The organism is Flavobacterium sp. CFS9, from assembly GCF_041154745.1.
Classification (GTDB): Bacteria; Bacteroidota; Bacteroidia; order Flavobacteriales; family Flavobacteriaceae; genus Flavobacterium.
Map to the genome: position 1 here is coordinate 3,592,594 of NZ_AP031573.1, position 25,458 is coordinate 3,618,051.

Here is a 25,458-nt window from a genome sequence, read left to right on the forward strand (position 1 = left end):
TTCACCGATACAATGTGAAAGAACAATATTTTTTCAATAACAAATAGAGAAAAAGTCAATATAAGTTTAACAAAATCAAGACCGCTATGAAAATAGGACTAAAAATATTGATATGCTTTATGCTTTTGATTTCTTGTAGTGAAGATCAAGTTGATGAAACAGGAACAGGAGCAGTAAAAGGAAGAGTAGTAGATGCCCGAACATATGAAGGAATAGAAAATGCACGTATTTCTTCAAGCCCAACTACAAGTACTGTATTTTCGGATAAAGACGGGTATTTTGAAATAGATCAAATAACATTGGGGAAATATTCTTTTCAGGCCCAGAAAGATGGTTTTACCGCCAGATTTGAGCCTGCCACTGTTGAAAAAGACATAACATCTCAGATTATTTTTGAGTTACAAGTCTCTACTGCCAACAACAAACCACCAGATGTTCCCCTATTAACTGCACCTACAGACAATGCTACAGGACAGCCGTTAACAGTAGATTTAACCTGGACGGCAAAAGATCCGGAATCAGATCCGATGACCTATACTGTTACAGTGAAAAACGGAACAACAGACGAGACTAAAACCTATGCCAGCTTAAAAGATACAAAACTTACCATTTCTGGTTTAAGTTTTAGTACAAAATACTATTGGCAGGTAACCGTAGATGATGGAATTAATAAACCAATAAATAGTGTCACAAACTCCTTTACGACTTTAGCATTTCCAAATCCGAGATATTTGTATGTTAAAAAAGTAAAAAATAACAATGTCATTTATACAGCCGATGAATCCGGAAACGAACTTCAGTTATCATCTGCCGAAGTAAACAGTTACAGACCGAGAAAAAATTTAAGCATCAACAGAATTGCTTATATAAGTTCTGACGGATCATTAAACCAAATTTTTACAATGAATCCTGATGGTACTGATGTCAAAAAAATTACAAACTTTATACCTATAGCAGGATTTAATATGGAGTATGTTAATTATAGCTGGAGTACCAACGGAAGACAAATTATTTATCCAAATTTTGACAGATTGTACCGTATTGATTCTGACGGATCGGGATTGATTCAATTGTTTAAAACACCAAATGGAAAATTTATTTCAGAATGTGAATGGAGTCAGGACGGGTCACAAATTGTACTTAAAGTAAATGATATGTCGGGTTATAATGTTGAAATATATGTTATTAATACTGCCGGAGACATATTGTATCAGGTACTTTCCGGAGTGACAGGTGCAGCAAGCGGTCTTAGTATTTCTGTAGACAATAGTAAAATTGCCTATACGAGAGATGTTTCAGGATTTGAAAATTCGACTTACAGACGATTAGACTCCAGAATATTTATTTATACAGCTGCGGACAATACTTCAACCGAATTAGCAAGTCAAAAACCAAATGGATTTAATGATCTGGATGTAAAATTCTCTCCAAATGAAGCAGAGCTGATTTATGTCAATACATCAAATGATGGTTTATCAGCCAACACGATACAAAAAGTTACTATTTCCAGCAGCAATAGTAATGGTTCGAGAACAACACTATTCCAGAACGCCTCAATGCCGGATTGGAGGTAAAATACTAAAAACTCAATTTTTGATAACCAATTTTATAGAAAAAAACCGGCAGTGCCTAAAAGCCTGCCGATTTTTTTTGCGAATCAGACATACGAATCAATCAAAGAATTAAAAAAAGGGATTATCTTTGCACCACATCAACACAAACTAAGTTTCATGAGTTCAGATTCTAGCAAAAGGTACGCACAAAGAGGTGTTTCGGCATCGAAAGAAGACGTACACAACGCCATAAAAAATATTGACAAAGGTTTATTCCCACAGGCATTTTGTAAAATTGTACCTGATTATTTAACGCAAGACCAGGAGCACTGTTTGATTATGCATGCCGACGGTGCCGGTACAAAATCATCATTAGCCTATATGTACTGGAAAGAAACCGGTGATATTTCGGTTTGGAAAGGAATTGCTCAGGACGCTTTAATCATGAATATTGATGACTTATTGTGTGTAGGAGCAACCGATAATATTTTGCTTTCTTCAACAATTGGAAGAAACAAAAACTTAATCCCTGCTGAGGTTATTTCAGCAATCATCAACGGTACAGAAGAATTAATCAACGAACTAAAATCGTTTGGAGTAACCATTCATTCAACAGGAGGAGAAACTGCCGATGTTGGTGACGTTGTCCGTACTATTATTGTAGATTCTACGGTAACGGCACGCATGAAACGCAGCGATGTGGTAGATAATGCCAACATAAAAGCCGGTGACGTAATTGTTGGTTTGGCTTCTTTTGGACAGGCAACTTACGAGAAAAGCTATAACGGGGGAATGGGAAGTAACGGATTAACCTCTGCCCGTCACGATGTTTTTGGAAAATACCTGGCAGCAAAATACCCGGAGAGTTATGATGCAGCGGTACCCGAAGAATTAATCTATTCAGGTCAGGTAAATTTAACCGATGCTGTCGAAAACAGTCCGATAAATGCAGGACAGCTGGTACTTTCTCCAACCAGAACGTATGCACCAATTATCAAGAAAATCTTAGATACCTATACACCGGCTGATATTCACGGAATGGTACATTGCAGTGGAGGAGCTCAGACAAAGATTTTACATTTCGTTCAGAACTTACACATTATAAAAGACAATTTATTTCCGGTTCCGCCATTGTTCCAATTAATTCAGGAGCAATCTAAAACCGACTGGAAAGAAATGTATCAGGTTTTCAATTGCGGTCACCGTATGGAGCTTTATGTTCCCGAAAATATTGCACAAGATATTATTGCCATTTCAAAATCATTCAATGTCGATGCACAAATCGTAGGTAGAGTGGAAGCAGCAGACACTAAAAAGCTTACCATTACCAGCGAGTACGGAACATTCGAATATTAATATTTTTTGAGTTACAAAAGTTCAAAGGTTCTGAGTAGCAAAGGTTTCTATACCGGAGTTTACAACAGAGCCTTTTTTATTAATCATTAGCTTTTTTAGGAGCTAATCCCGCTATTCGTTACAATCTTTTGTGCCGAACCCCGTCACAAAAGGATTTTTACTGCTATCGGGGCTAAAAAAAACATCAAGCTATGTATGAATTACTTTTTTGGAGATATTTAGAAGAGGTTTATCTGAACCATCATGAAGTTTATGAAGCCCTTGTAGAAAAAGAAGAAGTAGAAGGTCTTGCAGCACTTCCCGTTGAGGTCATCATGAACAGAATCAATTCCGTTTTTTCCCAATGGGAACGAGTGGACGAAAACAGCTGGAAAAATAACAAAGGAAAAGGAGCTTTTCAGGTAATTACAACATCCCAAAGCATCAAAATTGATTGTTACGGAACCGAAGGAAAAACCATGAATACACTGGTTTCCCTGATGGAAGAATTCAAGTGTCCGTTATACGATCCGCAAGTTCCCGAGCGCTATGACGAAATGAATGAATAAACGATCAATTTTGTAAAACTTTGCGAATCTCTGTGCAAAACTTAATGTCTCTCTGTGAAATAGTTTTTAGATAAAGTAAATAGAAGACTTTATAGTGAGCAGCTCAAAAAAAGAATTCATGACCACATCAAATTTTAATTTTTCAGACACTATTATTTTAGAAAACGATTCTGTTTTATTACGCCCTTTGCAAGAATCAGATGTCGATAATTTATTGGAAATTTCTGTTAACGAACCCGAAACCTGGAAATACTCTTTAGTAGGTGCGGACGGAAAAGAAAATTTGATCAATTATATCCAACTGGCAATAAAAGGACGAGAAAATCAAAAAGAATTTCCGTTTATCGTTTTCGATAAAAAGACACAAAAATATGCAGGTTCAACACGTTTCTACGACATGATTCTGGAATACAAAACACTACAGCTGGGATATACCTGGTACGGATCGGCTTTTAGAGGAACAGGGCTTAATAAACATTGTAAATTTTTATTGCTGCAATTTGCCTTTGAAACCCTTGGTGTGGAGCGCGTAGAGTTTCGTGCCGATAATAATAATGAACGCAGTATTGCCGCCATGAAAAGTATCGGATGTAAGGTTGAAGGCGTTTTACGGAGTCACATGCCTACTGCCAATAGTGATGTACGCCGTGATTCTATTGTGTTGAGCATCCTGTGAAACGAATGGTTTGATGAGGTAAAAGAAAATCTAAAAAGTAAGCTTTAAAAAGAAATACAAGTTTTAAACGAAAAAAATAAGTTTAAAAAAGAGGCGCTAGCCTCGGCCCATATTGTAAGGCCGGATTTTAACCCGGTTTAAACGTAGCATAAGAACAAAAGAAGAACCATAGGTTCGACCGATTTTGCAAAGCGATTGTGATTTTTAATTCGTTAAAAAAAATGCGTTGTAATATGTACCGTTCCTCCAGAACTCTTGAATATGTTGTATGATTTTTTCGACGAATTTGAATCCGTTGCCATAAATATGCCGTTCCTACGGAACTCCTGAATGTTTTTTATAATTTTTTCAACGGATTGAAATCCGTTGCTATAAATATATCGTTCCTCCGGAACTCATGAATGCAATTCATACTCCATAATTCACAACTCATAACTCATAACTCCCCATTTACTATCCATCTTTCAAAAGTAAATTCCGCTCCTTTCTTAATCTTTCCACTAATGAATTAAGATAAGTTTTTGTTTTTAGAGGAAGTAAATTCCATGTTGAATCTTTTTTAAAGCTCCTGCAATAATCCAAATCACATTCTACGGCACGTATGGCATATTTTTTATTTTGGTAGACCGTAATAATTTTAACCCGCCTTATCTCGTTGTATTCCGTTTTTGTTCCATATACAATCACCGGATCGATAAGTCCGTCTCCGTCAAGATCAGTGGCGGTACAATATTTGGTCCAAAAATAAATAGTAGTTTCTTTAGGATCGCTGTCTTCCAGTAAATCATTAATTCTCCATTTTTCAACAAAACCACTATGATCATTCAGGGTATAAATGGCCTGGATCTTTGTGTTTAACGTATCTTTTTTTGAAATCGTTTTTTGATTTTCACAGAGGAGTAATTCATACACACCGCTTTTATCAGAGCATTCAAGTGCTCTGTAAATGGGAAATTCCGAAACACCGTCAAGTTCCCTTTGAGCGATTTCTTTTTGGGTTAGTTTATGACTTTCTGTTTTTTGTGCAAAACCGAATGCGGTAAAAAAAAGAATGCAAAATAAAATAGAGCTTTTCATGAATAGTGTACATTTTACAGAACCAAAGATATTTAAAAGCTTTTGAGATCAGACCATTTTATATTTTTTAAAAAGCATATTTTGTTGTATTTTTCGAATCTGAAAGTATTGGTAAATCGATTTAGTAAAATGCCAAATGCTGTTTTTAAGTAAAAAGTAATGATTAAAAGAAAACTAATGACTAGAATAAACTGTAAAAATTTTGTTTTTGGATTATCCTTTTTAATATTCGGTTATACCGCTAATGCTCAGAAAAAAACAATTGAGAAACGAGATCTGATTCAGTATGTTGATCCTATGATTGGTACCGCCAAAATGGGACATACCTATCCCGGAGCAACAGTTCCGTTTGGAAGTGTACAGTTAAGTCCTGAAACCGATACAATTGCTTACAGTACAAATGGAAAATATAACGGAGATGTCTATAAGTATTGTGCCGGATATCAATACGAAGATAAAACGATCGTAGGTTTTAGTCATACGCATTTTAGCGGAACTGGACATTCTGATTTGGGTGACTTTTTAATTATGCCCACAACCGGAAAGCTGCAGCTAAATCCCGGTGTCGCTTCAAAACCATTATCCGGCTATCGATCAGCATTTTCTCATGCTACCGAAAAAGCAGAGCCCGCTTACTACAGTGTACTTTTGGAAGATCATAAAATCAAAGCCGAACTTACTGCAACAACCCGCGTAGGAATGCATCAATACACCTTTCCAAAATCAGAGGATGCACATATCATTTTAGATCTGACTTCGGGGATTTACAATTACGATAAAAAGAATGTATGGACATTTGTTCGGGTAGAGAACGATACTTTGATTACCGGATATCGTCAGACCAATGGCTGGGCGAGAACCAGAACCGTATATTTTGCGATGAGTTTTAGCAAACCCATTAAAAATTACGGACAGGCTCCATTGGAAAAAAGTGTGTACAGAGGTTTTTGGGGAAGATTTGATCAAACCAAAAACTTTCCCGAAATGGCTGGTCAGAACTTAAAATTGTTCTTTGATTTTAATACAGAAGAAGGAGAGAAAATAAAAATAAAAATGGCCCTGTCTCCCGTGAGTTCTGCCGGTGCAGTTGAAAACATGAAAAAAGAAGTTCCGGGTTGGGATTTCGAAAAAGTAAAAAAACAAAGTCAGGAAGTCTGGAATAACGAGTTAAACAAAATTCAGGTAGAAACCCTTCAGAAAGAAGATTTAGTGAATTTTTATACCGCAATGTACCATGCCTTTTTAGGTCCTACAGAATACATCGATTTAGACGGGAACTATAAAGGTTTGGATATGAATGTTCATAAAGCTGAAAACTTTAAAAACTATACCAGTTACTCTTTATGGGATACTTATCGCGCTTTGCATCCGCTATTCAATATAGTACAGCCTTCCCGAAATTCAGATATGATTAGTTCTATGCTGGCACATTCCGATCAAAGTGTCCACAAGATGCTGCCGATTTGGTCGCATTATGCCAATGAAAATTGGTGCATGATTGGTTATCATTCCGTTTCTGTAATTGCCGATGCCATCGTAAAAGGCAATACCAATTTCGATCCTGAGAAAGCGCTTGAGGCCTGTGTAAAAACAGCAAAAGTACCTTATTATGACGGATTGGAATATTATATGACAAAAGGTTATGTTCCCGAAGATAAAAATGGAGCCTCAGTTTCAAAAACACTCGAATATGCTTATGATGACTGGGCGATTGCACAGGCTGCAAAGAAGTTAGGTAAAACGGAAATTTATAATGAATTCATCAATCGATCTAAAAATTATAAAAACGTTTACGATACCCAAACGGGATTCATGCGTCCGAAGTTAAACGACGGAACTTTCAAAAAAGAATTTGATCCGTTGGATACACACGGTCAGGGATTTATTGAAGGAAATTCTTGGAATTACAGTTTGTATGTTCCGCAGGATCCTGCTGATATGATTCAAATGATGGGAGGAAATGAGAAATTTAAAGTTCGATTAGATTCTTTATTCAACATGCATTTGCCGGATAAATATTTTGAAAACACGGAAGACATCACCAGAGATGGAATCATTGGGAACTATGTACACGGAAACGAGCCTTCGCATCATGTCGTTTATTTGTACAATTGGACCAATTCACCTTGGAAAGCGCAGGACAAAATTAGAATGATCCTGAAGAAAATGTACCGAAACGGAGCTGACGGTTTGGGAGGGAATGATGATTTTGGACAAATGAGCGCCTGGTATATTTTCAGCAGCTTAGGATTTTATCCTGTAGCACCTGGTTCTGATGAATACGCATTAGGAAGTCCGTTAGTGAAAAAGGCAGCTTTTAATCTGGAAAACGGAAAGAAATTTGAAGTAGAAACCATCAATCAATCCGATAAAAATGTGTTTGTAAGCAAGGTAATTCTAAACGGAAAACAATTAAACAGGCCATTTCTGAAACATGTTGATGTGATAAACGGAGGCAAGATCACATTTTATATGAGCGCTAAACCTAATAAGAGTTATGGGTTATGAGTTATGAGTTATGAGTTATGAGTTGTCTTGATTACCATGGTCAGGCTGAGCGAAGTCGAAGCCCGACAATGCGTAAGGCATAAATTTGAGAAAATTTGTGCAACTAGTAGCGAAACAACAAAAAACTTCCCGAAATTTGCGTTTTAAATAAAAGTAAATATGAAAATAAATCTAAAATCAGGAATTGATAAATTGCTTTTCGGAATGAAGCAGAACGATGTTACAGCTGCTTTAGGAAAGCCTGATAAAAATTATAAAGACGAAGATGATAATGTGATTTTTGTATATAATGCACAAAAAATCAGATTGACGTTTTATCAGGAAGAAGACCTGAAATTAGGTTATTTAGTAGCTTCAAGTAACGATTTGGAAGTTTTCGGATTCAAATTGATCGGAAGAAAAATTGCTGATGTAAAGAAAGATTTAGCAACAAAAGGAATTACAAAATACAATCAGGAAACTTTTGATACTTTCGAGAATTACTTTAATGAAGACAATTGGTTCATCCTTCAAACGGAATTTGACGAAGTGGTGAAGTTTGAAATCGGTGCAATCATTAACGATAAGGACGAGTTTGACTGGAAATTTCCGGTAAAGAAGAAGTAGTTAAATAGATTTATAGCCTAAAGTACAAACAGGTGTCAGACTGATCAAAGCACATAGGCACTTAAAGTCGGACTGAGCGAAATCGAAGTCCTACACGCTAAATCCGTACTGTTGAAGACTTCGACTTCGCTCAGTCTGACGCAAGATAGTACCGCTTTAGTCTGATAGCTTGCTATAATAATTATAAAAAAACCGACAAGTGATTGTCGGTTTTTTTTATGTTTGGATCTAAAAGAATTATCCTTTCAACCAGGCATTTTTTAGTTTTTCCTTTGAAGCGTCTGTTGCTTTAAAAGTCTCTTTTTCTTCAAACGGTACTTTTACAGTTCCTTTGATAGTTTGTTCAACACCGGCACGTTTTATTTTAATCGTAATTGGGTCATTTTCCTTCCAGTTATCACTTTCACCAATTAGATCATAAATGTTATCAAAATTGTACGCCTTATCGTTTACGGCAAGAATGATATCACCTCCTTTAAGATTTAAATTAGTAAAAAAGACATTCAAATCGATATTAGAACGAACATTTATGGCTTTGGTAGCTTTGTCAACTCCAATGTATGGAGTTTTGCCTTTGATGAAAACTGGTGCAGGAACTTTTTCAGAAGTTTTAGCCACACCTACTTTTGCTAAATAAAAGTCATACGGAATAGGAGTAGTTCCTGCCACATATTTGTTTAAGAATTCACCAACCTCAGGATAAGTCAATTCAGTTACTTTAGCGAAAAGCTCGCTATCGTTAAATGGTTTCTCAACACCATATTCGTTCGATAATTTGTGCATTAGATCCAGAATTCCTCTCTCTCCATTGCTTTTTTCTCTGATGATAATGTCAATACACATTCCAATCAAAGCTCCTTTTTGATATACATTTAAGTATTGATCTTTATAAGGCTGATCCAATACATTTTTACTCATTACAGTAAATGACATGGTATCGTTTAAGCCTTTTGCCTGTTCAATTTTGTCGGCAATACGGTTGTAAAATTCAGCTTCGTTAATTAGCCCCTGATTGATTTGAAACAGGTTGGCAAAATACTCTGTTACTCCTTCGTACATCCATAAATGTTCTGACATTTTTGGAGCATTGTAATCAAAAAACTGTATTTCTTTAGAGTGAATGGTCAATGGAGTCACGATGTGGAAAAATTCATGCGAAACTACATCTTTCATTGATTCTACCAGCTTTTCTTTAGGCATAGATTCCGGTAAAACAACCGTTGTAGCAGTTGGGTGCTCCAATGCTCCAAAACCGTGGGCATCGTCTTTAGCCATACTTGACAGGTACAATAAGACCGTGTATTTTTTTGTTGCGTTTACTTTGCCTAAAAAGTTTTTTTGCGCTGTCATCATCGTCTTCATTTCAGGAGTGATACTTTCGGCTGTAAACTTTCCGGTTGGAGAATAAACGGCGATTAAAATATCCATTCCATTTACGTTGAAAGTCGTATAATCAGGTTTAGAGTACATGATCGGATTTTCGACTAAAACAGCATAGCGGGAAGTGGTAAAAACGTCACTTGTTTTGCTGGCATCTTCATCTGTCATTGAAGTGGCTCCCCAAAGCGTTTCAGGATGTGTGATTGTAACTTTATACGGAATTTCTAACTTATCCTTAAAGTAACCTACAAAACCGTGGGTGTTAACTAAGAAATTAACGCCCGCATTGATATTTGTTCCGGCAGGAGAAAATACGTCATCATTTCCAAATCCTGTCCCTTTTTCAGTATCAAAAGTATCTCCTACTAAATAGGTTACTTTTTTTAATTTTTTTGCATCTGAAATAGACCAGGAGTTGTCATCAATTCTTTTTACAGCTAATTCATTTCCTTTGGCATCAAAAGCTTTAAAATCACCGGAGTATTTACCGTAATTATCTGTAGAATAAGTTCCCGGAACCGTTTTTGGGATACTGTAAATTACTTCGTCAGTTTTTATTTTCGGAGGGGTTACAGTTACCAGAACTTTGTCGTCTTTTACATCAACTAGATTAATGTTTACGTCTACCACATTGTTTTTTGCGGTACTGGAGGAACTCCCTGTTTTACAGCTCCAAAGTGTAACTGCAAGCGCTAAGGTGTAAATTATTTTCTTCATTTCTTCATGATTGGTTATGCTTATTTGACTTACAAAAAGTAAAAAAGTTACATTTTGACTTTAAAATAAAAAAAACTCCTGAAATTCAGGAGTTATATCTTAGTCTAGTTTATTTTTTATATAATATTTGCCATCCAAATCCTCGTCAAAATCGTCTATTTTAATCGGTTTTGGTTTTGGCTTATTGGCAATGGCCTTTTTTTTCCACATCTCAAATTTTTCAAGAGGCATTTTCTTCTTCATGATTTCCAGAATTTCTTTTTCTGCCAATCCAAATTCTTTTTTTATGATTTCAAATGGATTTTTTTCTTCTAAGGCTAACGAAACAATTTTTTCAGTTTGTTCCCAATTCAATTCTTTGCGGTTACTCTTTTTCATCACGTGAAAATTAATTCAAAATAGAGGTTAATGATTAATAGATTGATTTTCAAATTAAGTATCAATATTAATAAAAAAAATAATTAGTTGGTTCGATGAATGCTGTTTTTTTTAATGATTTTAACTGTTTTTTGCGGATCTCGATTTTTGAAACGGTATTTTTAATAAATTTTTCAAATTGTTGTTTTCTTCAATAGCCATGTGGGTATCTACGCCATAAATTATTTTGTCTTTGGGTAAAGTGGTGAAAGTGTTAAACAGACGGTCCCAAACTGAAAAAATGTTGCCATAATTACTATCTGTGTAGGGCAGAACATAATGATGGTGTACTTTGTGCATATTGGGAGAAACGATAAAATAACTTAGATAAGTGTCTAGCTTTTGAGGCAATGATATATTGGCATGAGTAAACTGTGTCGAAATAACGGATAAAGTCTGGTAAAGAAAAACCATCCACATTGGGCTTCCAATGATTAAAACGCCAACGGTCGTAAAGATAAAACGAATAATGCTTTCTCCGGGGTGATGTCGATTTGCAGATGTAGTATCAATCCAGGTATCGGTGTGGTGAACGAGATGAAAGCGCCATAAAAATTTGAACCTGTGCTGTACATAATGAGGCGTATAGGCACCAATTAAATCCAACAAGAGCAAACCAATGATGGTGTAAAGCCAAAGTGGTAAAGCAGGTAACCATTGCAATAGTCCGAAGTGGTTTTCAATCGTCCAGTTTGCTGTTTTAATTAAAATAAAAGCCAAAACAAAATTGACAATAATAGTAGTGAAAGTCAGGAAAAAATTGATTCCCGCATGCTGCCATTTTCTATAATGCATCCGGAACAGGGGAAAAGTATTTTCGATCATCCAAAAAAAGGTAATTCCACCAACCAGAATTAAGCTTCTGTGCGAAGACGGAATTGTACTGAAATAGGCAATAATATCATTCATAAGATTCTATTAGAGTAATACAAAATAAGGGTGATTCGGATTGTTGAAGAAAGGAATAAGCGTAAGTTCTTCTGAAAAAAAGAAAAGAGAAAACCGAATAGAAGTATATTTGATTTTCTCTTTTATGATCGTTATAAGCAACGATTTATGCTTTTTTGATTAAGCTGATAATGAACAGTAATACCCAGGCTCCTCCAACAGCAATTATAATTTGCCAAAGAAGTCCGCCACCGCCGATACCTAATTTACCGGCAATCCAGCCACCAATAATACCGCCAACAATTCCTACGACGATATTACCTAATAGCCCAAAACCTGCGCCTTTCCAGATCTGACCTGCAAGCCATCCTGATATGGCACCAATAAGTAAAAAATATAAAAATTCCATATGATCAATTTTAGAGGTTAAAGACAAGTTGATTAAGCTTCGGCGTGATTTTGCAGTACCGTTTTATAGATGAAACCTGCTACAATAGCACCCAGAATTGGAGCTGCCCAAAACAGCCAGACTTGAGAAAGTGGTTCTCCACCAACAAAAATAGCCTGAGATAATGATCTTGCAGGATTTACAGAAGTATTAGTAATTGGAATACTGATTAGGTGTATTAAGGTTAAAGCAAATCCAATTGCAATACCGGCAAATCTTCCGTTGGCAAATTTATCTGTAGCTCCTAAAATTACTAATAAGAAAAACAAGGTTAGTACAAACTCAGCGATAAAAGCAGATTGCAGGGAATATCCGTCAGGGGAGAAGGCTCCAAAACCATTAGAAGCAAAAGCTCCTGCTTTGGTGTTATCAATGACAAAACCTGCTTTTCCTGATGCAATGGTAAATAAAGTTCCTGCGGCTGCAAGAGCACCAACGCATTGTGCCACTATGTAAGGAATTAAGTCTTTTGCAGGAAATCTGCCGCCTGCCCATAAACCAAAAGAAACAGCCGGATTAAAGTGGCCTCCTGAAATATGTCCTACGGCATAAGCCATTGTAAGTACTGTTAAACCAAAAGCCAGTGCAACACCCGCAAATCCGATTCCTAAGTCGGGAATTCCGGCTGCAAAAATTGCGCTTCCACAACCTCCAAAAACCAGCCAAAAAGTTCCAAAAAACTCTGCAAATAATTTTTTCATAATAAATAGTTTTAATTAATAGTTGATTGTTAAAAAGTATATTGGTATGCCCACAAAATCAAGACAATCTGAATGGGCAAGCGTATAAACAAAATCCACTTGGGTAAACCAAAACTTGCTTTTTTATTCTGATACATATAAAGATTGGAAGGGAATACAGCAATTAAAGTAGCTATAATTCCCCATGCACCAAAATGAGAGGTAACAGGAATCATGAGGAGTATGCCGAAGATAACCTCGGCAACACCACTTAAAATATTTATTAATTTAGGATTTGAAAAGAATGGGGGAATGATCCTAAGGTACATTCCCGGTTTTCTGAAATGATTGAATCCGGCAATAATATAAAGCGAAGCCATTAAATATAAATGCCAGGGTAAATTCATGATAAATAGGATTGTTTATCACGAATTTATAAAAAAATTAACAATTATTGCGCTACAAGAGGCTTTTTTTTAGAGCGTTTCTAAATTAGCTGTTCTTGCGCTTGAAATTTACATTCATAATAACAATGGCTAAAATGATCAGAATAATTCCAATCCATTGTGTAAGGATTACTTCTTCACCTAGCAAAACATAGGCCATGGTTACCGAAACCGGCAGTTCAAGGGCAGAAACGATGCTTCCAAGACCAATTCCCGTTAATGGAAATCCAAGATTCATTAACATCGGAGGAATGATAGTTCCGAATAAAGCCAATACGATTCCCCATTTTGCAAATATGGCAAGGTTAAAAGGAGTAACCTGAGTTGCGAAGGCAAATGAAAATACGATAATAGAACCTCCAAACAGCATATACAAACTACGTTGTGCTGACGAGATTCCGGTTGCAACGCGATTGGCGGTAAACATAGTAGTGGTAAAAGAGGCAGCTGCCAGCATTCCCCAAGCAAGTCCTCTCCAGTCCAGTTCGATTTCGTTGTGTAGAATATTAGTGGCTAAAACAGTACCGATAAGAACAATAAATACTGAAAATACTTTTTGTCTGGAAGGTAATTTCTTTTCTAAGATCATTTCAAGTAAAACACCTATCCAGACAGTTTGCATTAGTAAAACGATACCAATGGAAACAGGGATATATTTTACCGCCAGATAATAAAACAAACTGGTCATTCCTAATGAAGTACCGGCAAGCATTAAGCTGAATATATTTTTTGGAGTAGCTTTTACAACATTGTCTTTATGTTTTAGTTTTTGGAATGTATTGATTAGTAAAATACCAATGATTCCTAATACAAATTGAGAAGTGGTTACTTCGGCAGTAGTATATCCTTCTGTGTAGGCCATTTTTACGAAAGTGGCTAACATTCCATAAGTTGTAGCTCCTAAGGCTACTAAAAATACTCCTTTTAATACGTTGTTTTGTGACATCTTAATCTGTTTATTTTAAAAAATTTAAGCCGGCAAAGGTAAGCTATTTTGTTTAGGATTTAATAGAAAATATTCAGAAACGTTGTGATTGCGTTTATTTGGCTCTTTTCGTGAGGTTTAAAATTGAAGATTTGACAGGATTGTATAAAATAAAAAAACCACCATGAAATATATCGTGGTGGTTGATTTTAAGTTCGGTAAAGTACTTTGAATTACTTTACTGGCTGCTCTTTATAAGTTTCGATTTCAAAGATTAAAGTAGCGTTTGGCGGAATTACACCTCCTGCACCTTTTTCTCCATAAGCTAAATTAGAAGGAAGAAAGAATATGGCTTTTTCTCCATCCGTCATCATGTCTAGAGCTTCTATGAAACCAGGAATCATTCCGTCTTTTTTCCCTACAACAAAAGGGAAAGCTTTGTATCCTTTTTGAGCATCACGGTTGGCATCATATTTACCATAAGCTTTTGCTACATTGGCGATACTACTGTCAAAAAGATTTCCATCTTCAAAATATCCGGCATAGTGGAAGTAAATGTTAGACCCTTCAGCACCTTTAACACCTGTTCCTTTTTGCGTAATCACATATTTTAAACCGGAAGGAGTTGCAGTAGCTTTTGCTTTTGTAGCTGCAAAATAAGCTGCTTTTTCAGTGATTACTTTTTGAGATTCTGCTTTTTTAGCCTCTTGTTTTTTTACATCTTCGGCAAGTACTTTTAGAGCATCGAATTTTTTGGCTGCAGCACCTTTGCGTGTGATGGTAATTTTTGTCATGATATCGTCCTGAACAATTTTATTTACATTGTCCATTCCTGAAACCACATGACCAAAAATAGTATGTTTACCATTTAACCATGGTGTATCTTTATGTGTGATGAAAAACTGACTTCCGTTTGTAGCAGGACCAGAATTAGCCATTGCCAGAACTCCGCCTTTTTCAAATTTTAAATCTTCTGTAAATTCATCTTTAAAGGCATATCCCGGACCACCTGTACCGTTTCCGTCAGGATCTCCACCCTGAATCATGAAATCATTGATTACTCGGTGAAATTTCAATCCGTCGTAAAAAGGTTTTCCTTTAAGTCTTTCCACCTTAACGTTAGGGTTTGTTCCTTCTGCCAGCGAGATAAAGTTAGCCACAGTTACCGGGGCTTTTACATATTCTAAAGAAACCACAATATCTCCTTTTGTAGTAGCTATTGTAGCAAAAATACCCTCGCCAGGATTGGCTTTAGGAGCTATATTTGCTGCTGTCGCTGCTGTTTTTGGCTTTGGTTTGGCGACTGGTTTTTTAGTAGCCTGAGCCTGAATATTTACAACTGCCAGGCAAAATAAAAATAGAAATTTAAACTTCATGATGTTCCGAATTTAAGTCTATGATGGTTTTCTGAAAAAAATTATTGTGGTTTTTCTAATAATTGAACTTCGAAAATAATATTAGCATTTGGTGGAATTACTCCGCCAGCACCAGTTGCTCCATAAGCTAAATGTGCAGGAATAAAAAGTACAGCTTTGTCTCCGAATGATAATTGCTCAATTCCTTCAATAAAACCAGGAATCATTCCGTCTTTACGACCTGCCTGGAAAGGAATTGGCTGATATCCGTGTGCTTCAGCTCTTGCAGCATCAAATTTTCCGAAAGCTTTATTTACTTCTTCTACGCTTGAATCAAACAAAGTTCCGTCTTCTAAGAAACCTGAATAATTGATGTACAATTGAGCTCCTGTAGCCGGTTTTTTACCTGTTCCTTTTTCAGTAATTACAAATTCTAAACCTGAATTGGTTTTGGTCGCTTTAGGTTTGATAGAGGCTAAATAAGCTACTTTTTCTTTTTGTACACCTGCGTATTTCCCTTTTTCTTTAGCAATTTCAGAGAAATAATCGTGAAATACTTTTACAGCATCAAATTTTTTGGCAGCTTCACCATTTCTGATGATTTTTACCGAAACAATTTTGTCGTCCTGTTTGATTTGATTCACCACTTCCTGTCCTTTTTCAACCACATGACCGAAAATAGTGTGTTTTCCGTCTAACCATGGAGTTTCAACATGTGTGATGAAAAACTGACTGCTGTTTGTAGCAGGGCCATTGTTTGCCATTGCCAAAACACCTGCTTTATCAAATTTTAAATCTGTAATTTCATCTTTAAATCGGTATCCTGCATCACCTGAACCGGTTCCTTCCGGATCTCCGGTCTGAATCATGAAATTTTCAATAACCCTGTGGAATTTCAATCCGTCGTAAAAAGGTTTTCCTTTTAGATAATCTTTAGTAACAAACTCGCTTTTGCCTTCGGCTAAGGTTACGAAGTTGGCAACCGTAACCGGTGCTTTTTTATAATCCAATTCAACAATAATGTGCCCTTTATTGGTTTCAATATCCGCATATAAACCATCAGGCAGGTTGCTGTGTTCGTCTTTACAAGAGAATAATGAACTAACGGCAAGTAATACTAGTAGAATACTTTTTTTCATTTTTAAAAGGTTGTTTTTACGGGTTTAAGGTATCTTTTTTAGTTTGAACTACAGTTTTAGGCACTGTTGCTTTAGGGGTTTGTGCAGCTGTAGCTGTTGGAATGGCAGCTGGATCCGGTACAAAGTTGCGAAGGGTAACCGTGCACATTAAGGACTGATTTGGTCCTATTTTTTTATTGTCTCCGTGATATCCGTAAGCGATATGCGAAGGGAATAAGAAGGTCACGGTTTCATTTTTGTGCATCATTTTTATACCGTCACGTAATCCCATCATGATGTCTTGCTTGTCTACATAATAGGTTTGCGGACCAAGATCGGCTTCAGAATAGATTATTTTGCCATTGATGTCTTTTACTTCCAGATTAAAATAAGCGATATCCCCTTTTTTAGGAGTCTGGAGATCAGTTTCATTTCGTTCGTCATAATACAGCCAGTATCCTTTACGAGTGGCGTAGTATTTTGTTTTCGGATTGCTTTTGATTATTTTTTTGATAACATCCTCTTCATTGGCTACTAATTTTTTATTTCGATCGGCTGATTTCTTCATAAAAGTACCGGAAGCCTGAGAAATAGGTCTTCTGGCATCTTCGTGTTGTTTACAGCCAACCAATAAAACAGCAAAAAGTAGGGCGCAACTGCTTCGTTTTAAGTAGTTCATATTTGGGTTATATTTCTAGTTTATTTACTAAATCTTCAAATTTTTTCAAAGTTTCTTCCATTGAAGTCTCTGATTTTCCACCTGCTGCATTACTGTGCCCGCCACCATTAAAATGATCTCTGGCAAACTGGTTTACGTCAAATCCTCCTTGCGAACGGAAAGAGATTTTAATAATTTTCTCGTCTTTATTTTCGATAAAAATAGCAGTAAAAACAATACCTTTTATACTTAATCCGTAATTAACAACGCCTTCGGTGTCACCTTTTACATAATTAAATGCGTCCAGTTCGTCCTGAGTAAGCGAAGTATAAGAGGTTTTGTGTTCTTCCAGCACTTTCATGTTTTGTAACGCACGTCCTAATAATTGCAAACGGCTGTAAGAGCTGTTGTCAAATAACAAAACAGGTATCTGGGTATTTTCGACACCTAGATCAATTAATTCTGCAATGATACGGTGTGTATTTCCTGTTGTTCCCGGAAAACGGAACGACCCTGAATCCGTTAATATTCCGGTGTAGATACAAGTGGCAATGGTTTTGTCTATATCTTCTTTTTTGCCTAAGAAAGAAATGAAATTATAGACCATTTCACAAGTTGATCCAAACGAGGTATCAGAGTAAGTATAAAGTGCATAATCATCCGGTTTCTGATGATGGTCGATCATGATAAACGGAGCGGTTAGCTTAGCAAGAGTATGCTCCATTTCACCGGTACGATGAAAAGCATTAAAATCCAGTGTAAAAATAAGCTCGGCTTCTTCTAATATTCGGGTACAGTTTTCAGTATCTTTTTCAAATATTTTTACAGTTTCAGAACCTGGAAGCCAGGCTAGAAAATCAGGGAAATCATTAGGAGCAATAACCGTTGGCTGATGATTGTTTTTTAGTAAAAAATGGTATAATCCTAAGGTTGAACCCATAGCATCGCCGTCAGGTCCTCTGTGCGGAATGATAGCAATTTTCTTAGGGGTTGCGAGTAATAATTGTATCGCTTGAATGTCTTGTATTTTCATAGTGTGCGAATTTACATTTTTTTAATGTAATGCTGAAATCATTTTTTGCAAGTTAATTGTAAGAGGTGAAATGTGAGATGTTAAATGTTATATGTTTAAAGTGATTAAGTGATAAGTTTTAAGGTTAAAGCTTGTATCTCACATTTTATGGTTCACATTTCACATTTTACATTTCACAATCTTTGATACAACTTATACTTCGCTCCTTTTACAATTTGAGATTTGTAAATTCCAACAGAACCGGAAGAGAAATATGCTATAATACATGCAATGGCGATAGACAATCCGGGTTGAATTCCAAAAAGTTCCATTCCCATGATAGTGCAGGCGATAGGAGTGTGCGTGGCTCCCGAAAATACGGCAACAAATCCCAAACCTGCTAAAAAAGCAATGGGTAATGGAATGACTAAAGACAAAGTACTTCCTAAAGTAGCCCCCACAAAGAATAATGGGGTTACTTCACCACCTTTGAATCCTGCACCAAGAGTAAATCCGGTGAAAAGAATTTTAAGCAGGAAATCGTACCACGGATTAGCATTTGTAAAGGAATCCACAATTACCGGAACTCCAAGACCGGAGAATTTTGTGAATCCGAAACCTGCAATGGCGATGGCCAGAACAATTCCGCCAATAAAAGGACGTAAGGGCGGATATTTGATGTTTTTGGAGAAAAGTGAACCCCAGAAATGGGTACTTCTCGAGAAAAGCAAAGCAGCAAAACCGGATAAGAGACCTATTAAAATGACATAAAACAAAGTTGTCAGACTAATTTCAGGAACAACCGGAATGCTGTAATGAGTATGTTTAACCGGCCAGAATTCGACAGTGAAATAAGCAGCATAGGCAACTAAAAAAGAGAGAAGGGTGCTTTTGAGATTAATTTTACTGAAATACAAAACTTCTAAGGCAAAAATTGCCCCTGCAAGTGGAGTCCCGAAAACAGAAGCAAAACCGGCACTGATTCCGAGGATAATCAAAATCCTGCGTTCGCTATTATCCAAATTGAAAAGCTTTGTAAATTGATCGGCAATCGCGCCACCCATTTGTACTGCTGTACCTTCACGTCCTGCCGAACCCCCAAATAAATGGGTAAGTAAGGTTCCTAAAAGTACCAGGGGAGCCATTTTAAACGGAATGATTTTTTGAGGACTTTCGTATTCTTCCAGCAGTAAATTATTGCCTTTTACAACGGATTCTCCCCAATAGTGATAACTAAATCCAACAAGCAGGCCGCCAAAAGGCAAAAGCCAGATAATCCAGCTATGGTGGATTCTAAATTGTGTAACCCATTCAAGTGAAAGTAAGAAAAATGCAGAAGCAGATCCGGACAAAATACCTATTAGAACACAAATGAGAATCCATTTGAAAATAGTAAGCAGTGTTTTTTTTAGGTTTTGAAAAGTCATTAATAAATTTAAGTTTTTAGCTACAAAAAATACAACTAAAATGAATTTTTATGGAGACAAAAATAATCTTTTTAATCCCTTAATCTGCGGCTAAATAAAAATCATGAATTTACAGCTTAAAAATTATTGTACAACAGCTGTAAATTCAATTTCAACTAAATATTCGGGAGCAACCAGTTTACTGATTTCATAGAATCCGGTTGTAGGTTTTACATCTTTAAAAAAGGAGGAATGCGCTCTTGCTACCTCTTCGAAAGTCGAAATATCAGTAGTGAAAATTCGCGTTCTGATCACATCTCTCATGCCAACATTTAAATCTTCTAAAACTTTTTCAACACGGTCCAGGATGTTGTAGGTTTGAGCATAGGCATCATTAGCTTTTACTTTTTCACCATCAACAATAGCGACAGTTCCTGAAACTTCGATGATGTTGCCAATTCTTACAGCACGGCAATATCCCATTTTGTCTTCCCAAGGTGATCCTGTTAAGATATTTTCTCTTTTCATTTCTTTTGTTTTATTGAATTTACCTTTTTGTTTTTAAGGCAAATTCGGGTTTGTTAATAGAGTTGCAATTTATAAAATATGCCAATGAAAAAGAGTACGAATGAATTGAAATCATTTCGGAATTCCTTCTTTTTTGTGATATTTTAAAGTGTCAAATTATTCTTTAATCGATTTGATGCTGTTCGTAAAGACGAAGTTTGTTTTGGGTAGCAGTAAGATTTTGTTGCAGCCCTTCTATTTTGTTCAATAGATTTGCAATGACATCCAGGCCTTCAAGATTAATTTTCAGATCATAATGAAGGCGTATCATTTTCTCAACCGTTGGCAATTGTTCGGGTTGGAAATATTCGTCTTCTTCAAGTATAATAATTTCTACCAAACCATAATTGTGCAACTCTGTTATGAAGGTATTTTCAATTTCGTGATACAAGCAAAATTGTTTGATTTGGATTAAGTTTTTACTGCTCATGATTTCTTAGTTTAGCTAGTTCTTCGAATAATTCTTTTTCTTGTGCAGACAGTCGGGTTGGAATTTTTATAGTGTAAGTAATGTATAAATCACCAAACTGATTCTCTTTTTTGTACACCGGAAAGCCTTTACCTTTTAATTTCACTTTGGTTCCGGGCTGAGTTTCGGCAGGGACTTTTATTTTTACTTTTCCGTCAAAAGTCTTTACAAAAATTTCTCCACCTAAAATGGCGGTGTATAAATCCAGTTCAACATCAGCATATAAATTATTGCCTTCCCGCTTAAAGTCGGAATCATTATCAATTAAAAAAGTGATGTATAAATCGCCATTCGGACCACCATTTGCGCCGGGTGCGCCATGATTTGGAATTTTGATAATCTGCCCGTTTTCGACTCCGGCCGGAATCGTGATTCGGATATTTTTTCCATTCACAGTTAGATTCTGTTTATGAGTTGTGTAAGCGGAGGCTAAATCTAGTTGTAATTCGGCATTAAAATCCTGACCTCTGTATTTTGCCTGACCTCTGGAGCTTCTTCCTGAAGAACCGTACATAGAATTGAAGAAATCAGAGAAATCACTTTCGGAAAAGTTTCCGCCGCCAAAATCAGTGTAGCTTTGATTGCCTTGCTGTTGTCTGGAATATTGCTGTTGGTTAGGATCGTAACCTGCTTTTTCAAACTCGTCGGCATGTTTCCAGTCTTTTCCGTACTTGTCGTATTTTTTACGATTTTCCGGATTACTTAAAACTTCGTTAGCCTCATTTATTTCTTTGAATTTCTTCTCCGCTTCCTTGTCATTGGGGTTTAAATCAGGATGGTATTTTCGTGCCAGTTTTCGATATGCCTTTTTGATTTCAGCTTCGGTCGCAGATTTTGTGATTTCTAATACTTTGTAATAATCAATATAATCCATGGATTGAAAATTTAATAAATTAGCTATTTCGACTGGTGTTTTAAACAGCCGGAACAGAGGTGTGTTTTTTGATTTATTATTCTAAATTGAAAAATAATCGAAGTTCCGAGGTGTTCGATTTACGATATGAGTTTAATTTTTAGTATCTCTCTTTGAAAGATTGAAGTTAGGAATAAGTTGCTAATTATCAAAACGATGTTTTTCGAATATTAAAAAAATAACATTTACAAAGTTTCAGAAGTCCCCGATTGATTTGCAATAATAGAATTTGGAATTTTGAGTTTGGGATTTAGAATTTGCAGTTTTTGGCAGGTTTTTTGATTCCAAAAAAAGGCATAATATAGTGTTATAAAAGTCTTAAAGTTGTAGTGCTTAACTATATTATGTTATTTTTGTGATTCCAGATCCCGATTTTAAAATAAATATAAAAGCCGATTCGATAATACTTTTTCAATGAAACACATTTTATTCTTCATATTATTTTTTACTGCTGTAACCGTATCGGCACAAAAGGAATTTGGAACGAAATTCAAACCTATTGCGGCACCTAAATTCGGAGCAAAACCCAAAAAGACTCCAATTCCGGAAATAAAAGATCCTCAGAGTGAGAATCTGGACATGCCGGGGATTAAGACTCCTAATGTTTTTGATAATACCAGTATTACTACAAAATCTCAGTTTCAGATCGGAGCAGAAAAAAGCAAATTTACCATGTCTACCGAAACTGATTTTGCCAATCCGGGAGATCGTTACGTACCCAAAATGGAGAAAGATTTAGACAAAGCGTTAAGAGATGCCGGTTTGAAAGAAGGACGCGGAACATTAATAAAAAGAAATATCTCTCTGGGAGATTTTAGAACAAAATCACAATATTTCATTGTAAAATTAAGAGACTTTGGAGCTATTGACGGCGATTTGGTAAAAGTTTCATCCAATGATGCCGTAATTGCCAGCCAGATATTATTGGGTTCCAACTTTAAAGAAGTAAAAATAAACCTCGCAGCAGGGTTTAATAAATTAGATTTTGAAGCTCTAAATATTGGAACATTAGGCGGAAACACTGCAGAAATTCAAGTCTACGACGATAAAGGACAATTGGTAACCAATGATTACTGGGATAACCTTGCCGCAGGATTTAAGGCTTCGATTGTTGTGACGAAAGAGTAGTTTTTTTAAGGTGCTAAGGTACTGAGATGCTAAGGTCCTAAGCTTCCTAAAAAGTGATGACTACTTGATTATTGGGTAACCATGTAATAGTTTTTTAAGGGGCTGAGATGCTAAGGCTCTGAGCTTTCTAAATAGTGATAACTACTTGATTATCGAGGTAACCATGCAATTGTTTTTTTAAGGTGCTAAGAGGCTAAGTAGTTAAAGTTCTAAGTCTTGATAAAAAAAACTTAGAACCTTAGTATCTCAGTACCTCAGTACCTCAGAACCTTTCCTAGAACGGATCCGCTGTCACTCTAAATTTCATTTCTGCTTTTACGGTTACATCTTTGGTAAGCGTTTCTTTCAGAGTAACTTTTGTTCTGATCTTGTATTTATCTGCTTTAATGTACTGGTCCAGTCTTGCATCGGTACAAATTAAATCAATACTATTAGTGGAGGCATTGATATTATCCTGATAAGCCAATTCGATTTCATCAGAATCTGTGGTAGAGATATACAAATGAACCGATTTTAAAAACGTGAATGTTTTGTCGGTTGGATTTGTGATCATCAGTTTCAGCGATTTCAGTTTAACATCTTTTACTAAACTGGCTTTGGTTTTATTGTTCTCAAACTCGGCAGAAGAATTTGTAGTGACATCCGGAGTGATAATTTCCGAAGGCAAATTGATAGGGGAAGTGCTCTTAATCTGAATCGAAGTTTCATTTGAAATAGTAAAAGTCAGTAAGTCATCTACAGCATCACACGAGCTTAAAAACAAAGATAAAAACAGAGAAAGGGCAATTAATTTTGATTTCATAGTTAAATTTTAATTGGGTTTTTCGTTACGTACGAAATAAATTGTTTTTTGGATTTTTTGCGAAGATACTAAGTTGTCAAGATTCTGAGAGGCTAAGTTTTTATTTTTATAGTAAAAAAGAACCTCAGAATCTTAGTAACTCAGCCCCTTAGAAACTTTCGAGAAAAAAAATAAAATTCCATTTTTCAAATTCGAATATAAAAAGTACTTTTGCGCATGCAACACAACGTACTTATTTTAGATTTCGGATCGCAATATACTCAGCTTATTGCGCGTAGAGTTCGCGAATTAAATATATTCTGCGAAATTTTTCCTTACAATCACTTTCCTAGTGATTTATCACCTTATAAAGCCGTAATTTTAGGAGGAAGCCCTTTTTCTGTTCGTGCAGAAGATGCTCCACATCCTGATTTATCTCAAATTCGAGGCAAGCTCCCTATGTTAGCAGTTTGTTACGGAGCACAATACTTAGCTCATTTTAGTGGAGGTGAAGTAGCTGCTTCGAACACCAGAGAATATGGAAGAGCTAATTTGTCTTATATTAAAGAGAATGAAGTTTTCTTCAACGGAGTTTCTGAAAACAGCCAGGTTTGGATGAGCCATAGTGATAGTATCAAAGCTTTACCAACCAATGCTGTAAAATTAGCCAGTACACATGATGTGGAATTTGCCGCTTATAAAATTGAAGGCGAAACTACTTATGCTATTCAGTACCACCCTGAAGTTTTTCACTCTACTGACGGGTCAAAAATGCTGAAAAACTTTTTAGTGGATATCGCTGACGTTCCTCAGAATTTTACGCCAAATGCTTTCGTAGAAGAAATGGTGGGAGAATTAAAAGAGAAGTTAGGGAATGATAAAGTAGTTTTAGGATTGTCAGGAGGAGTAGATTCAACCGTAGCGGCTGTTTTACTGAATCAGGCAATTGGAAAAAACTTATACTGTATTTTTGTAAATAACGGTTTACTTCGTAAAAACGAATTCCAGAAGGTATTAGATCAATACAAAGGAATGGGATTAAACGTAAAAGGAGTAGATGCAGGCGATCGTTTTCTGTCTGAATTAGCAGGAATCAGTGATCCTGAAACTAAACGTAAAACAATTGGTCGTGTATTTATCGAAGTTTTTGATGATGAGTCACACTTAATCGAAGACGTAAAATGGCTGGCACAGGGAACTATTTATCCTGATGTAATTGAGTCAGTTTCGGTAAAAGGACCATCGGCAACCATTAAATCGCACCATAATGTGGGTGGATTGCCGGATTATATGAAACTACAGATCGTAGAGCCGCTTCGAATGCTGTTCAAAGACGAAGTTCGAAGAGTAGGAGCTACTTTAGGAATAGATCCTGAGTTATTAGGAAGACACCCTTTCCCTGGACCAGGATTATCCATCAGAATTTTAGGAGATATTACTCCGGAGAAAGTTCAGATTTTACAAGACGTAGATGCAGTTTTTATCGACGGATTAAAATCTTGGGGATTGTATGACAAAGTTTGGCAGGCAGGAGCAATTTTGCTTCCGGTAAACAGTGTTGGTGTAATGGGCGATGAGCGTACTTACGAAAAAGTAGTAGCGCTTAGAGCTGTAGAATCAACAGATGGTATGACGGCCGACTGGGTTCATTTACCGTATGATTTCTTAATGAAAGTGTCTAACGATATTATCAATAAAGTAAAAGGCGTGAATCGTGTGGTTTACGATATCAGCTCAAAACCACCAGCAACAATTGAGTGGGAATAGTACTATTTTTTAAAATTAAGGCGTTACATTTGTAACGCCTTAATTTTTTTAAACCTACT

At 36.2% G+C, this 25,458-nt stretch carries 25 protein-coding genes; 8 read left to right on the forward strand and 17 right to left on the reverse strand.

Features of this window, described 5'->3' with window-relative positions:
* Positions 1 to 86 precede the first annotated feature (86 nt).
* The 4 genes from ACAM30_RS15165 (at position 87) to ACAM30_RS15180 (ending at position 4,133) form a co-directional block, all read left to right on the forward strand.
* Positions 87 to 1,574, forward strand: a complete 1,488-nt coding sequence (locus tag ACAM30_RS15165; protein ID WP_369615439.1) for a carboxypeptidase regulatory-like domain-containing protein — start codon at positions 87 to 89, stop codon at positions 1,572 to 1,574.
* A 156-nt stretch (positions 1,575 to 1,730) separates the two neighbouring features.
* A complete protein-coding gene (locus ACAM30_RS15170; RefSeq protein ID WP_026110216.1) occupies positions 1,731 to 2,909 on the forward strand; it encodes an AIR synthase related protein in 1,179 nt (392 codons plus the stop codon).
* A 191-nt stretch (positions 2,910 to 3,100) separates the two neighbouring features.
* The gene (locus tag ACAM30_RS15175; protein WP_369615440.1) at positions 3,101 to 3,457 is read left to right on the forward strand and encodes a hypothetical protein; all 357 of its coding nucleotides are present in this window, start codon (positions 3,101 to 3,103) and stop codon (positions 3,455 to 3,457) included.
* 118 nt (positions 3,458 to 3,575) lie between these two features.
* Positions 3,576 to 4,133 carry a GNAT family N-acetyltransferase gene (locus ACAM30_RS15180; protein WP_369615441.1) on the forward strand — a complete coding sequence of 186 codons (558 nt, stop codon included), beginning with the start codon at positions 3,576 to 3,578 and terminating at the stop codon, positions 4,131 to 4,133.
* Between the two features lie 453 nt (positions 4,134 to 4,586).
* On the opposite strand, the gene ACAM30_RS15185 is transcribed toward ACAM30_RS15180, so the two are convergent.
* Positions 4,587 to 5,210 carry a M949_RS01915 family surface polysaccharide biosynthesis protein gene (locus tag ACAM30_RS15185; protein ID WP_369615442.1) on the reverse strand — a complete coding sequence of 208 codons (624 nt, stop codon included), beginning with the start codon at positions 5,208 to 5,210 and terminating at the stop codon, positions 4,587 to 4,589.
* A 177-nt stretch (positions 5,211 to 5,387) separates the two neighbouring features.
* On the opposite strand from ACAM30_RS15185, the gene ACAM30_RS15190 reads away from it, so the two are divergent.
* Both ACAM30_RS15190 and ACAM30_RS15195 read left to right on the forward strand, forming a co-directional pair.
* Positions 5,388 to 7,718: a GH92 family glycosyl hydrolase gene (locus ACAM30_RS15190; protein ID WP_369615443.1), complete on the forward strand. Its 2,331-nt coding sequence runs from the start codon at positions 5,388 to 5,390 to the stop codon at positions 7,716 to 7,718.
* 159 nt (positions 7,719 to 7,877) lie between these two features.
* A complete protein-coding gene (locus tag ACAM30_RS15195; RefSeq protein ID WP_369615444.1) occupies positions 7,878 to 8,324 on the forward strand; it encodes a hypothetical protein in 447 nt (148 codons plus the stop codon).
* Between the two features lie 237 nt (positions 8,325 to 8,561).
* Here the strand turns inward: ACAM30_RS15195 and ACAM30_RS15200 are convergent, their stop codons facing one another.
* The 15 genes from ACAM30_RS15200 to ACAM30_RS15270 all read right to left on the reverse strand — a co-directional run bounded on the left by ACAM30_RS15200 (position 8,562) and on the right by ACAM30_RS15270 (position 21,684).
* Complete coding sequence (locus ACAM30_RS15200; protein ID WP_369615445.1) at positions 8,562 to 10,421, reverse strand: peptidase M61; 1,860 nt, start codon at positions 10,419 to 10,421, stop codon at positions 8,562 to 8,564.
* Positions 10,422 to 10,520: 99 nt separating this feature from the next.
* Positions 10,521 to 10,799 carry a DUF2805 domain-containing protein gene (locus ACAM30_RS15205; RefSeq protein WP_369615446.1) on the reverse strand — a complete coding sequence of 93 codons (279 nt, stop codon included), beginning with the start codon at positions 10,797 to 10,799 and terminating at the stop codon, positions 10,521 to 10,523.
* Positions 10,800 to 10,919: 120 nt separating this feature from the next.
* Positions 10,920 to 11,747 carry a sterol desaturase family protein gene (locus ACAM30_RS15210; RefSeq protein WP_369615447.1) on the reverse strand — a complete coding sequence of 276 codons (828 nt, stop codon included), beginning with the start codon at positions 11,745 to 11,747 and terminating at the stop codon, positions 10,920 to 10,922.
* Positions 11,748 to 11,892: 145 nt separating this feature from the next.
* A complete protein-coding gene (locus ACAM30_RS15215) occupies positions 11,893 to 12,135 on the reverse strand; it encodes a GlsB/YeaQ/YmgE family stress response membrane protein (RefSeq protein ID WP_017497303.1) in 243 nt (80 codons plus the stop codon).
* A gap of 32 nt (positions 12,136 to 12,167) precedes the next feature.
* Entirely contained in the window at positions 12,168 to 12,875 is a 708-nt protein-coding gene (gene aqpZ / locus ACAM30_RS15220) for an aquaporin Z (RefSeq protein WP_369615448.1), read from the reverse strand.
* 29 nt (positions 12,876 to 12,904) lie between these two features.
* The gene (locus ACAM30_RS15225; protein WP_369615449.1) at positions 12,905 to 13,261 is read right to left on the reverse strand and encodes a DoxX family protein; all 357 of its coding nucleotides are present in this window, start codon (positions 13,259 to 13,261) and stop codon (positions 12,905 to 12,907) included.
* 85 nt (positions 13,262 to 13,346) lie between these two features.
* Positions 13,347 to 14,246 (reverse strand): DMT family transporter, encoded by a 900-nt coding sequence (locus ACAM30_RS15230; protein ID WP_369615450.1) that lies wholly within the window; start codon positions 14,244 to 14,246, stop codon positions 13,347 to 13,349.
* Between the two features lie 212 nt (positions 14,247 to 14,458).
* A complete protein-coding gene (locus ACAM30_RS15235; protein WP_369615451.1) occupies positions 14,459 to 15,601 on the reverse strand; it encodes a peptidylprolyl isomerase in 1,143 nt (380 codons plus the stop codon).
* A gap of 41 nt (positions 15,602 to 15,642) precedes the next feature.
* Entirely contained in the window at positions 15,643 to 16,719 is a 1,077-nt protein-coding gene (locus ACAM30_RS15240; RefSeq protein WP_369615452.1) for a peptidylprolyl isomerase, read from the reverse strand.
* A gap of 16 nt (positions 16,720 to 16,735) precedes the next feature.
* Positions 16,736 to 17,377, reverse strand: coding sequence for a gliding motility-associated peptidyl-prolyl isomerase GldI (gene gldI, locus ACAM30_RS15245; RefSeq protein ID WP_369615453.1), 642 nt, complete (start codon positions 17,375 to 17,377; stop codon positions 16,736 to 16,738).
* Between the two features lie 7 nt (positions 17,378 to 17,384).
* Complete coding sequence (locus ACAM30_RS15250; protein ID WP_369615454.1) at positions 17,385 to 18,389, reverse strand: bifunctional oligoribonuclease/PAP phosphatase NrnA; 1,005 nt, start codon at positions 18,387 to 18,389, stop codon at positions 17,385 to 17,387.
* A gap of 173 nt (positions 18,390 to 18,562) precedes the next feature.
* Positions 18,563 to 19,795, reverse strand: a complete 1,233-nt coding sequence (locus ACAM30_RS15255) for a voltage-gated chloride channel family protein (protein ID WP_369615455.1) — start codon at positions 19,793 to 19,795, stop codon at positions 18,563 to 18,565.
* Positions 19,796 to 19,918: 123 nt separating this feature from the next.
* Positions 19,919 to 20,302 carry a RidA family protein gene (locus ACAM30_RS15260; RefSeq protein ID WP_369615456.1) on the reverse strand — a complete coding sequence of 128 codons (384 nt, stop codon included), beginning with the start codon at positions 20,300 to 20,302 and terminating at the stop codon, positions 19,919 to 19,921.
* Between the two features lie 163 nt (positions 20,303 to 20,465).
* Complete coding sequence (locus tag ACAM30_RS15265; protein ID WP_369615457.1) at positions 20,466 to 20,771, reverse strand: chaperone modulator CbpM; 306 nt, start codon at positions 20,769 to 20,771, stop codon at positions 20,466 to 20,468.
* Positions 20,761 to 21,684 carry a DnaJ C-terminal domain-containing protein gene (locus ACAM30_RS15270; protein WP_369615458.1) on the reverse strand — a complete coding sequence of 308 codons (924 nt, stop codon included), beginning with the start codon at positions 21,682 to 21,684 and terminating at the stop codon, positions 20,761 to 20,763. Before ACAM30_RS15270 ends, ACAM30_RS15265 begins: the two co-directional genes overlap by 11 nt.
* Before the next feature lie 453 nt (positions 21,685 to 22,137).
* Between ACAM30_RS15270 and ACAM30_RS15275 the strand changes: the two genes are divergently transcribed.
* A complete protein-coding gene (locus ACAM30_RS15275) occupies positions 22,138 to 22,851 on the forward strand; it encodes a hypothetical protein (protein ID WP_369615459.1) in 714 nt (237 codons plus the stop codon).
* Between the two features lie 274 nt (positions 22,852 to 23,125).
* Here the strand turns inward: ACAM30_RS15275 and ACAM30_RS15280 are convergent, their stop codons facing one another.
* Positions 23,126 to 23,653 (reverse strand): hypothetical protein, encoded by a 528-nt coding sequence (locus tag ACAM30_RS15280; RefSeq protein WP_263360343.1) that lies wholly within the window; start codon positions 23,651 to 23,653, stop codon positions 23,126 to 23,128.
* A gap of 216 nt (positions 23,654 to 23,869) precedes the next feature.
* Between ACAM30_RS15280 and guaA the strand changes: the two genes are divergently transcribed.
* Positions 23,870 to 25,399 (forward strand): glutamine-hydrolyzing GMP synthase, encoded by a 1,530-nt coding sequence (gene guaA, locus ACAM30_RS15285; protein ID WP_369615460.1) that lies wholly within the window; start codon positions 23,870 to 23,872, stop codon positions 25,397 to 25,399.
* The last annotated feature ends 59 nt before the right edge of the window (positions 25,400 to 25,458 follow it).

What these genes read in the sequence shown, in the direction of transcription:
- ACAM30_RS15165 (WP_369615439.1), top strand. Translation starts at nt 87, where the DNA reads ATGAAAATAGGACTAAAAATATTGATATGCTTTATGCTTTTGATTTCT.
- ACAM30_RS15170 (WP_026110216.1), top strand. Translation starts at nt 1,731, where the DNA reads ATGAGTTCAGATTCTAGCAAAAGGTACGCACAAAGAGGTGTTTCGGCA.
- ACAM30_RS15175 (WP_369615440.1), top strand. Translation starts at nt 3,101, where the DNA reads ATGTATGAATTACTTTTTTGGAGATATTTAGAAGAGGTTTATCTGAAC.
- ACAM30_RS15180 (WP_369615441.1), top strand. Translation starts at nt 3,576, where the DNA reads ATGACCACATCAAATTTTAATTTTTCAGACACTATTATTTTAGAAAAC.
- ACAM30_RS15185 (WP_369615442.1), bottom strand. Translation starts at nt 5,210, where the DNA reads ATGAAAAGCTCTATTTTATTTTGCATTCTTTTTTTTACCGCATTCGGT.
- ACAM30_RS15190 (WP_369615443.1), top strand. Translation starts at nt 5,388, where the DNA reads ATGACTAGAATAAACTGTAAAAATTTTGTTTTTGGATTATCCTTTTTA.
- ACAM30_RS15195 (WP_369615444.1), top strand. Translation starts at nt 7,878, where the DNA reads ATGAAAATAAATCTAAAATCAGGAATTGATAAATTGCTTTTCGGAATG.
- ACAM30_RS15200 (WP_369615445.1), bottom strand. Translation starts at nt 10,421, where the DNA reads ATGAAGAAAATAATTTACACCTTAGCGCTTGCAGTTACACTTTGGAGC.
- ACAM30_RS15205 (WP_369615446.1), bottom strand. Translation starts at nt 10,799, where the DNA reads ATGAAAAAGAGTAACCGCAAAGAATTGAATTGGGAACAAACTGAAAAA.
- ACAM30_RS15210 (WP_369615447.1), bottom strand. Translation starts at nt 11,747, where the DNA reads ATGAATGATATTATTGCCTATTTCAGTACAATTCCGTCTTCGCACAGA.
- ACAM30_RS15215 (WP_017497303.1), bottom strand. Translation starts at nt 12,135, where the DNA reads ATGGAATTTTTATATTTTTTACTTATTGGTGCCATATCAGGATGGCTT.
- aqpZ (WP_369615448.1), bottom strand. Translation starts at nt 12,875, where the DNA reads ATGAAAAAATTATTTGCAGAGTTTTTTGGAACTTTTTGGCTGGTTTTT.
- ACAM30_RS15225 (WP_369615449.1), bottom strand. Translation starts at nt 13,261, where the DNA reads ATGAATTTACCCTGGCATTTATATTTAATGGCTTCGCTTTATATTATT.
- ACAM30_RS15230 (WP_369615450.1), bottom strand. Translation starts at nt 14,246, where the DNA reads ATGTCACAAAACAACGTATTAAAAGGAGTATTTTTAGTAGCCTTAGGA.
- ACAM30_RS15235 (WP_369615451.1), bottom strand. Translation starts at nt 15,601, where the DNA reads ATGAAGTTTAAATTTCTATTTTTATTTTGCCTGGCAGTTGTAAATATT.
- ACAM30_RS15240 (WP_369615452.1), bottom strand. Translation starts at nt 16,719, where the DNA reads ATGAAAAAAAGTATTCTACTAGTATTACTTGCCGTTAGTTCATTATTC.
- gldI (WP_369615453.1), bottom strand. Translation starts at nt 17,377, where the DNA reads ATGAACTACTTAAAACGAAGCAGTTGCGCCCTACTTTTTGCTGTTTTA.
- ACAM30_RS15250 (WP_369615454.1), bottom strand. Translation starts at nt 18,389, where the DNA reads ATGAAAATACAAGACATTCAAGCGATACAATTATTACTCGCAACCCCT.
- ACAM30_RS15255 (WP_369615455.1), bottom strand. Translation starts at nt 19,795, where the DNA reads ATGACTTTTCAAAACCTAAAAAAAACACTGCTTACTATTTTCAAATGG.
- ACAM30_RS15260 (WP_369615456.1), bottom strand. Translation starts at nt 20,302, where the DNA reads ATGAAAAGAGAAAATATCTTAACAGGATCACCTTGGGAAGACAAAATG.
- ACAM30_RS15265 (WP_369615457.1), bottom strand. Translation starts at nt 20,771, where the DNA reads ATGAGCAGTAAAAACTTAATCCAAATCAAACAATTTTGCTTGTATCAC.
- ACAM30_RS15270 (WP_369615458.1), bottom strand. Translation starts at nt 21,684, where the DNA reads ATGGATTATATTGATTATTACAAAGTATTAGAAATCACAAAATCTGCG.
- ACAM30_RS15275 (WP_369615459.1), top strand. Translation starts at nt 22,138, where the DNA reads ATGAAACACATTTTATTCTTCATATTATTTTTTACTGCTGTAACCGTA.
- ACAM30_RS15280 (WP_263360343.1), bottom strand. Translation starts at nt 23,653, where the DNA reads ATGAAATCAAAATTAATTGCCCTTTCTCTGTTTTTATCTTTGTTTTTA.
- guaA (WP_369615460.1), top strand. Translation starts at nt 23,870, where the DNA reads ATGCAACACAACGTACTTATTTTAGATTTCGGATCGCAATATACTCAG.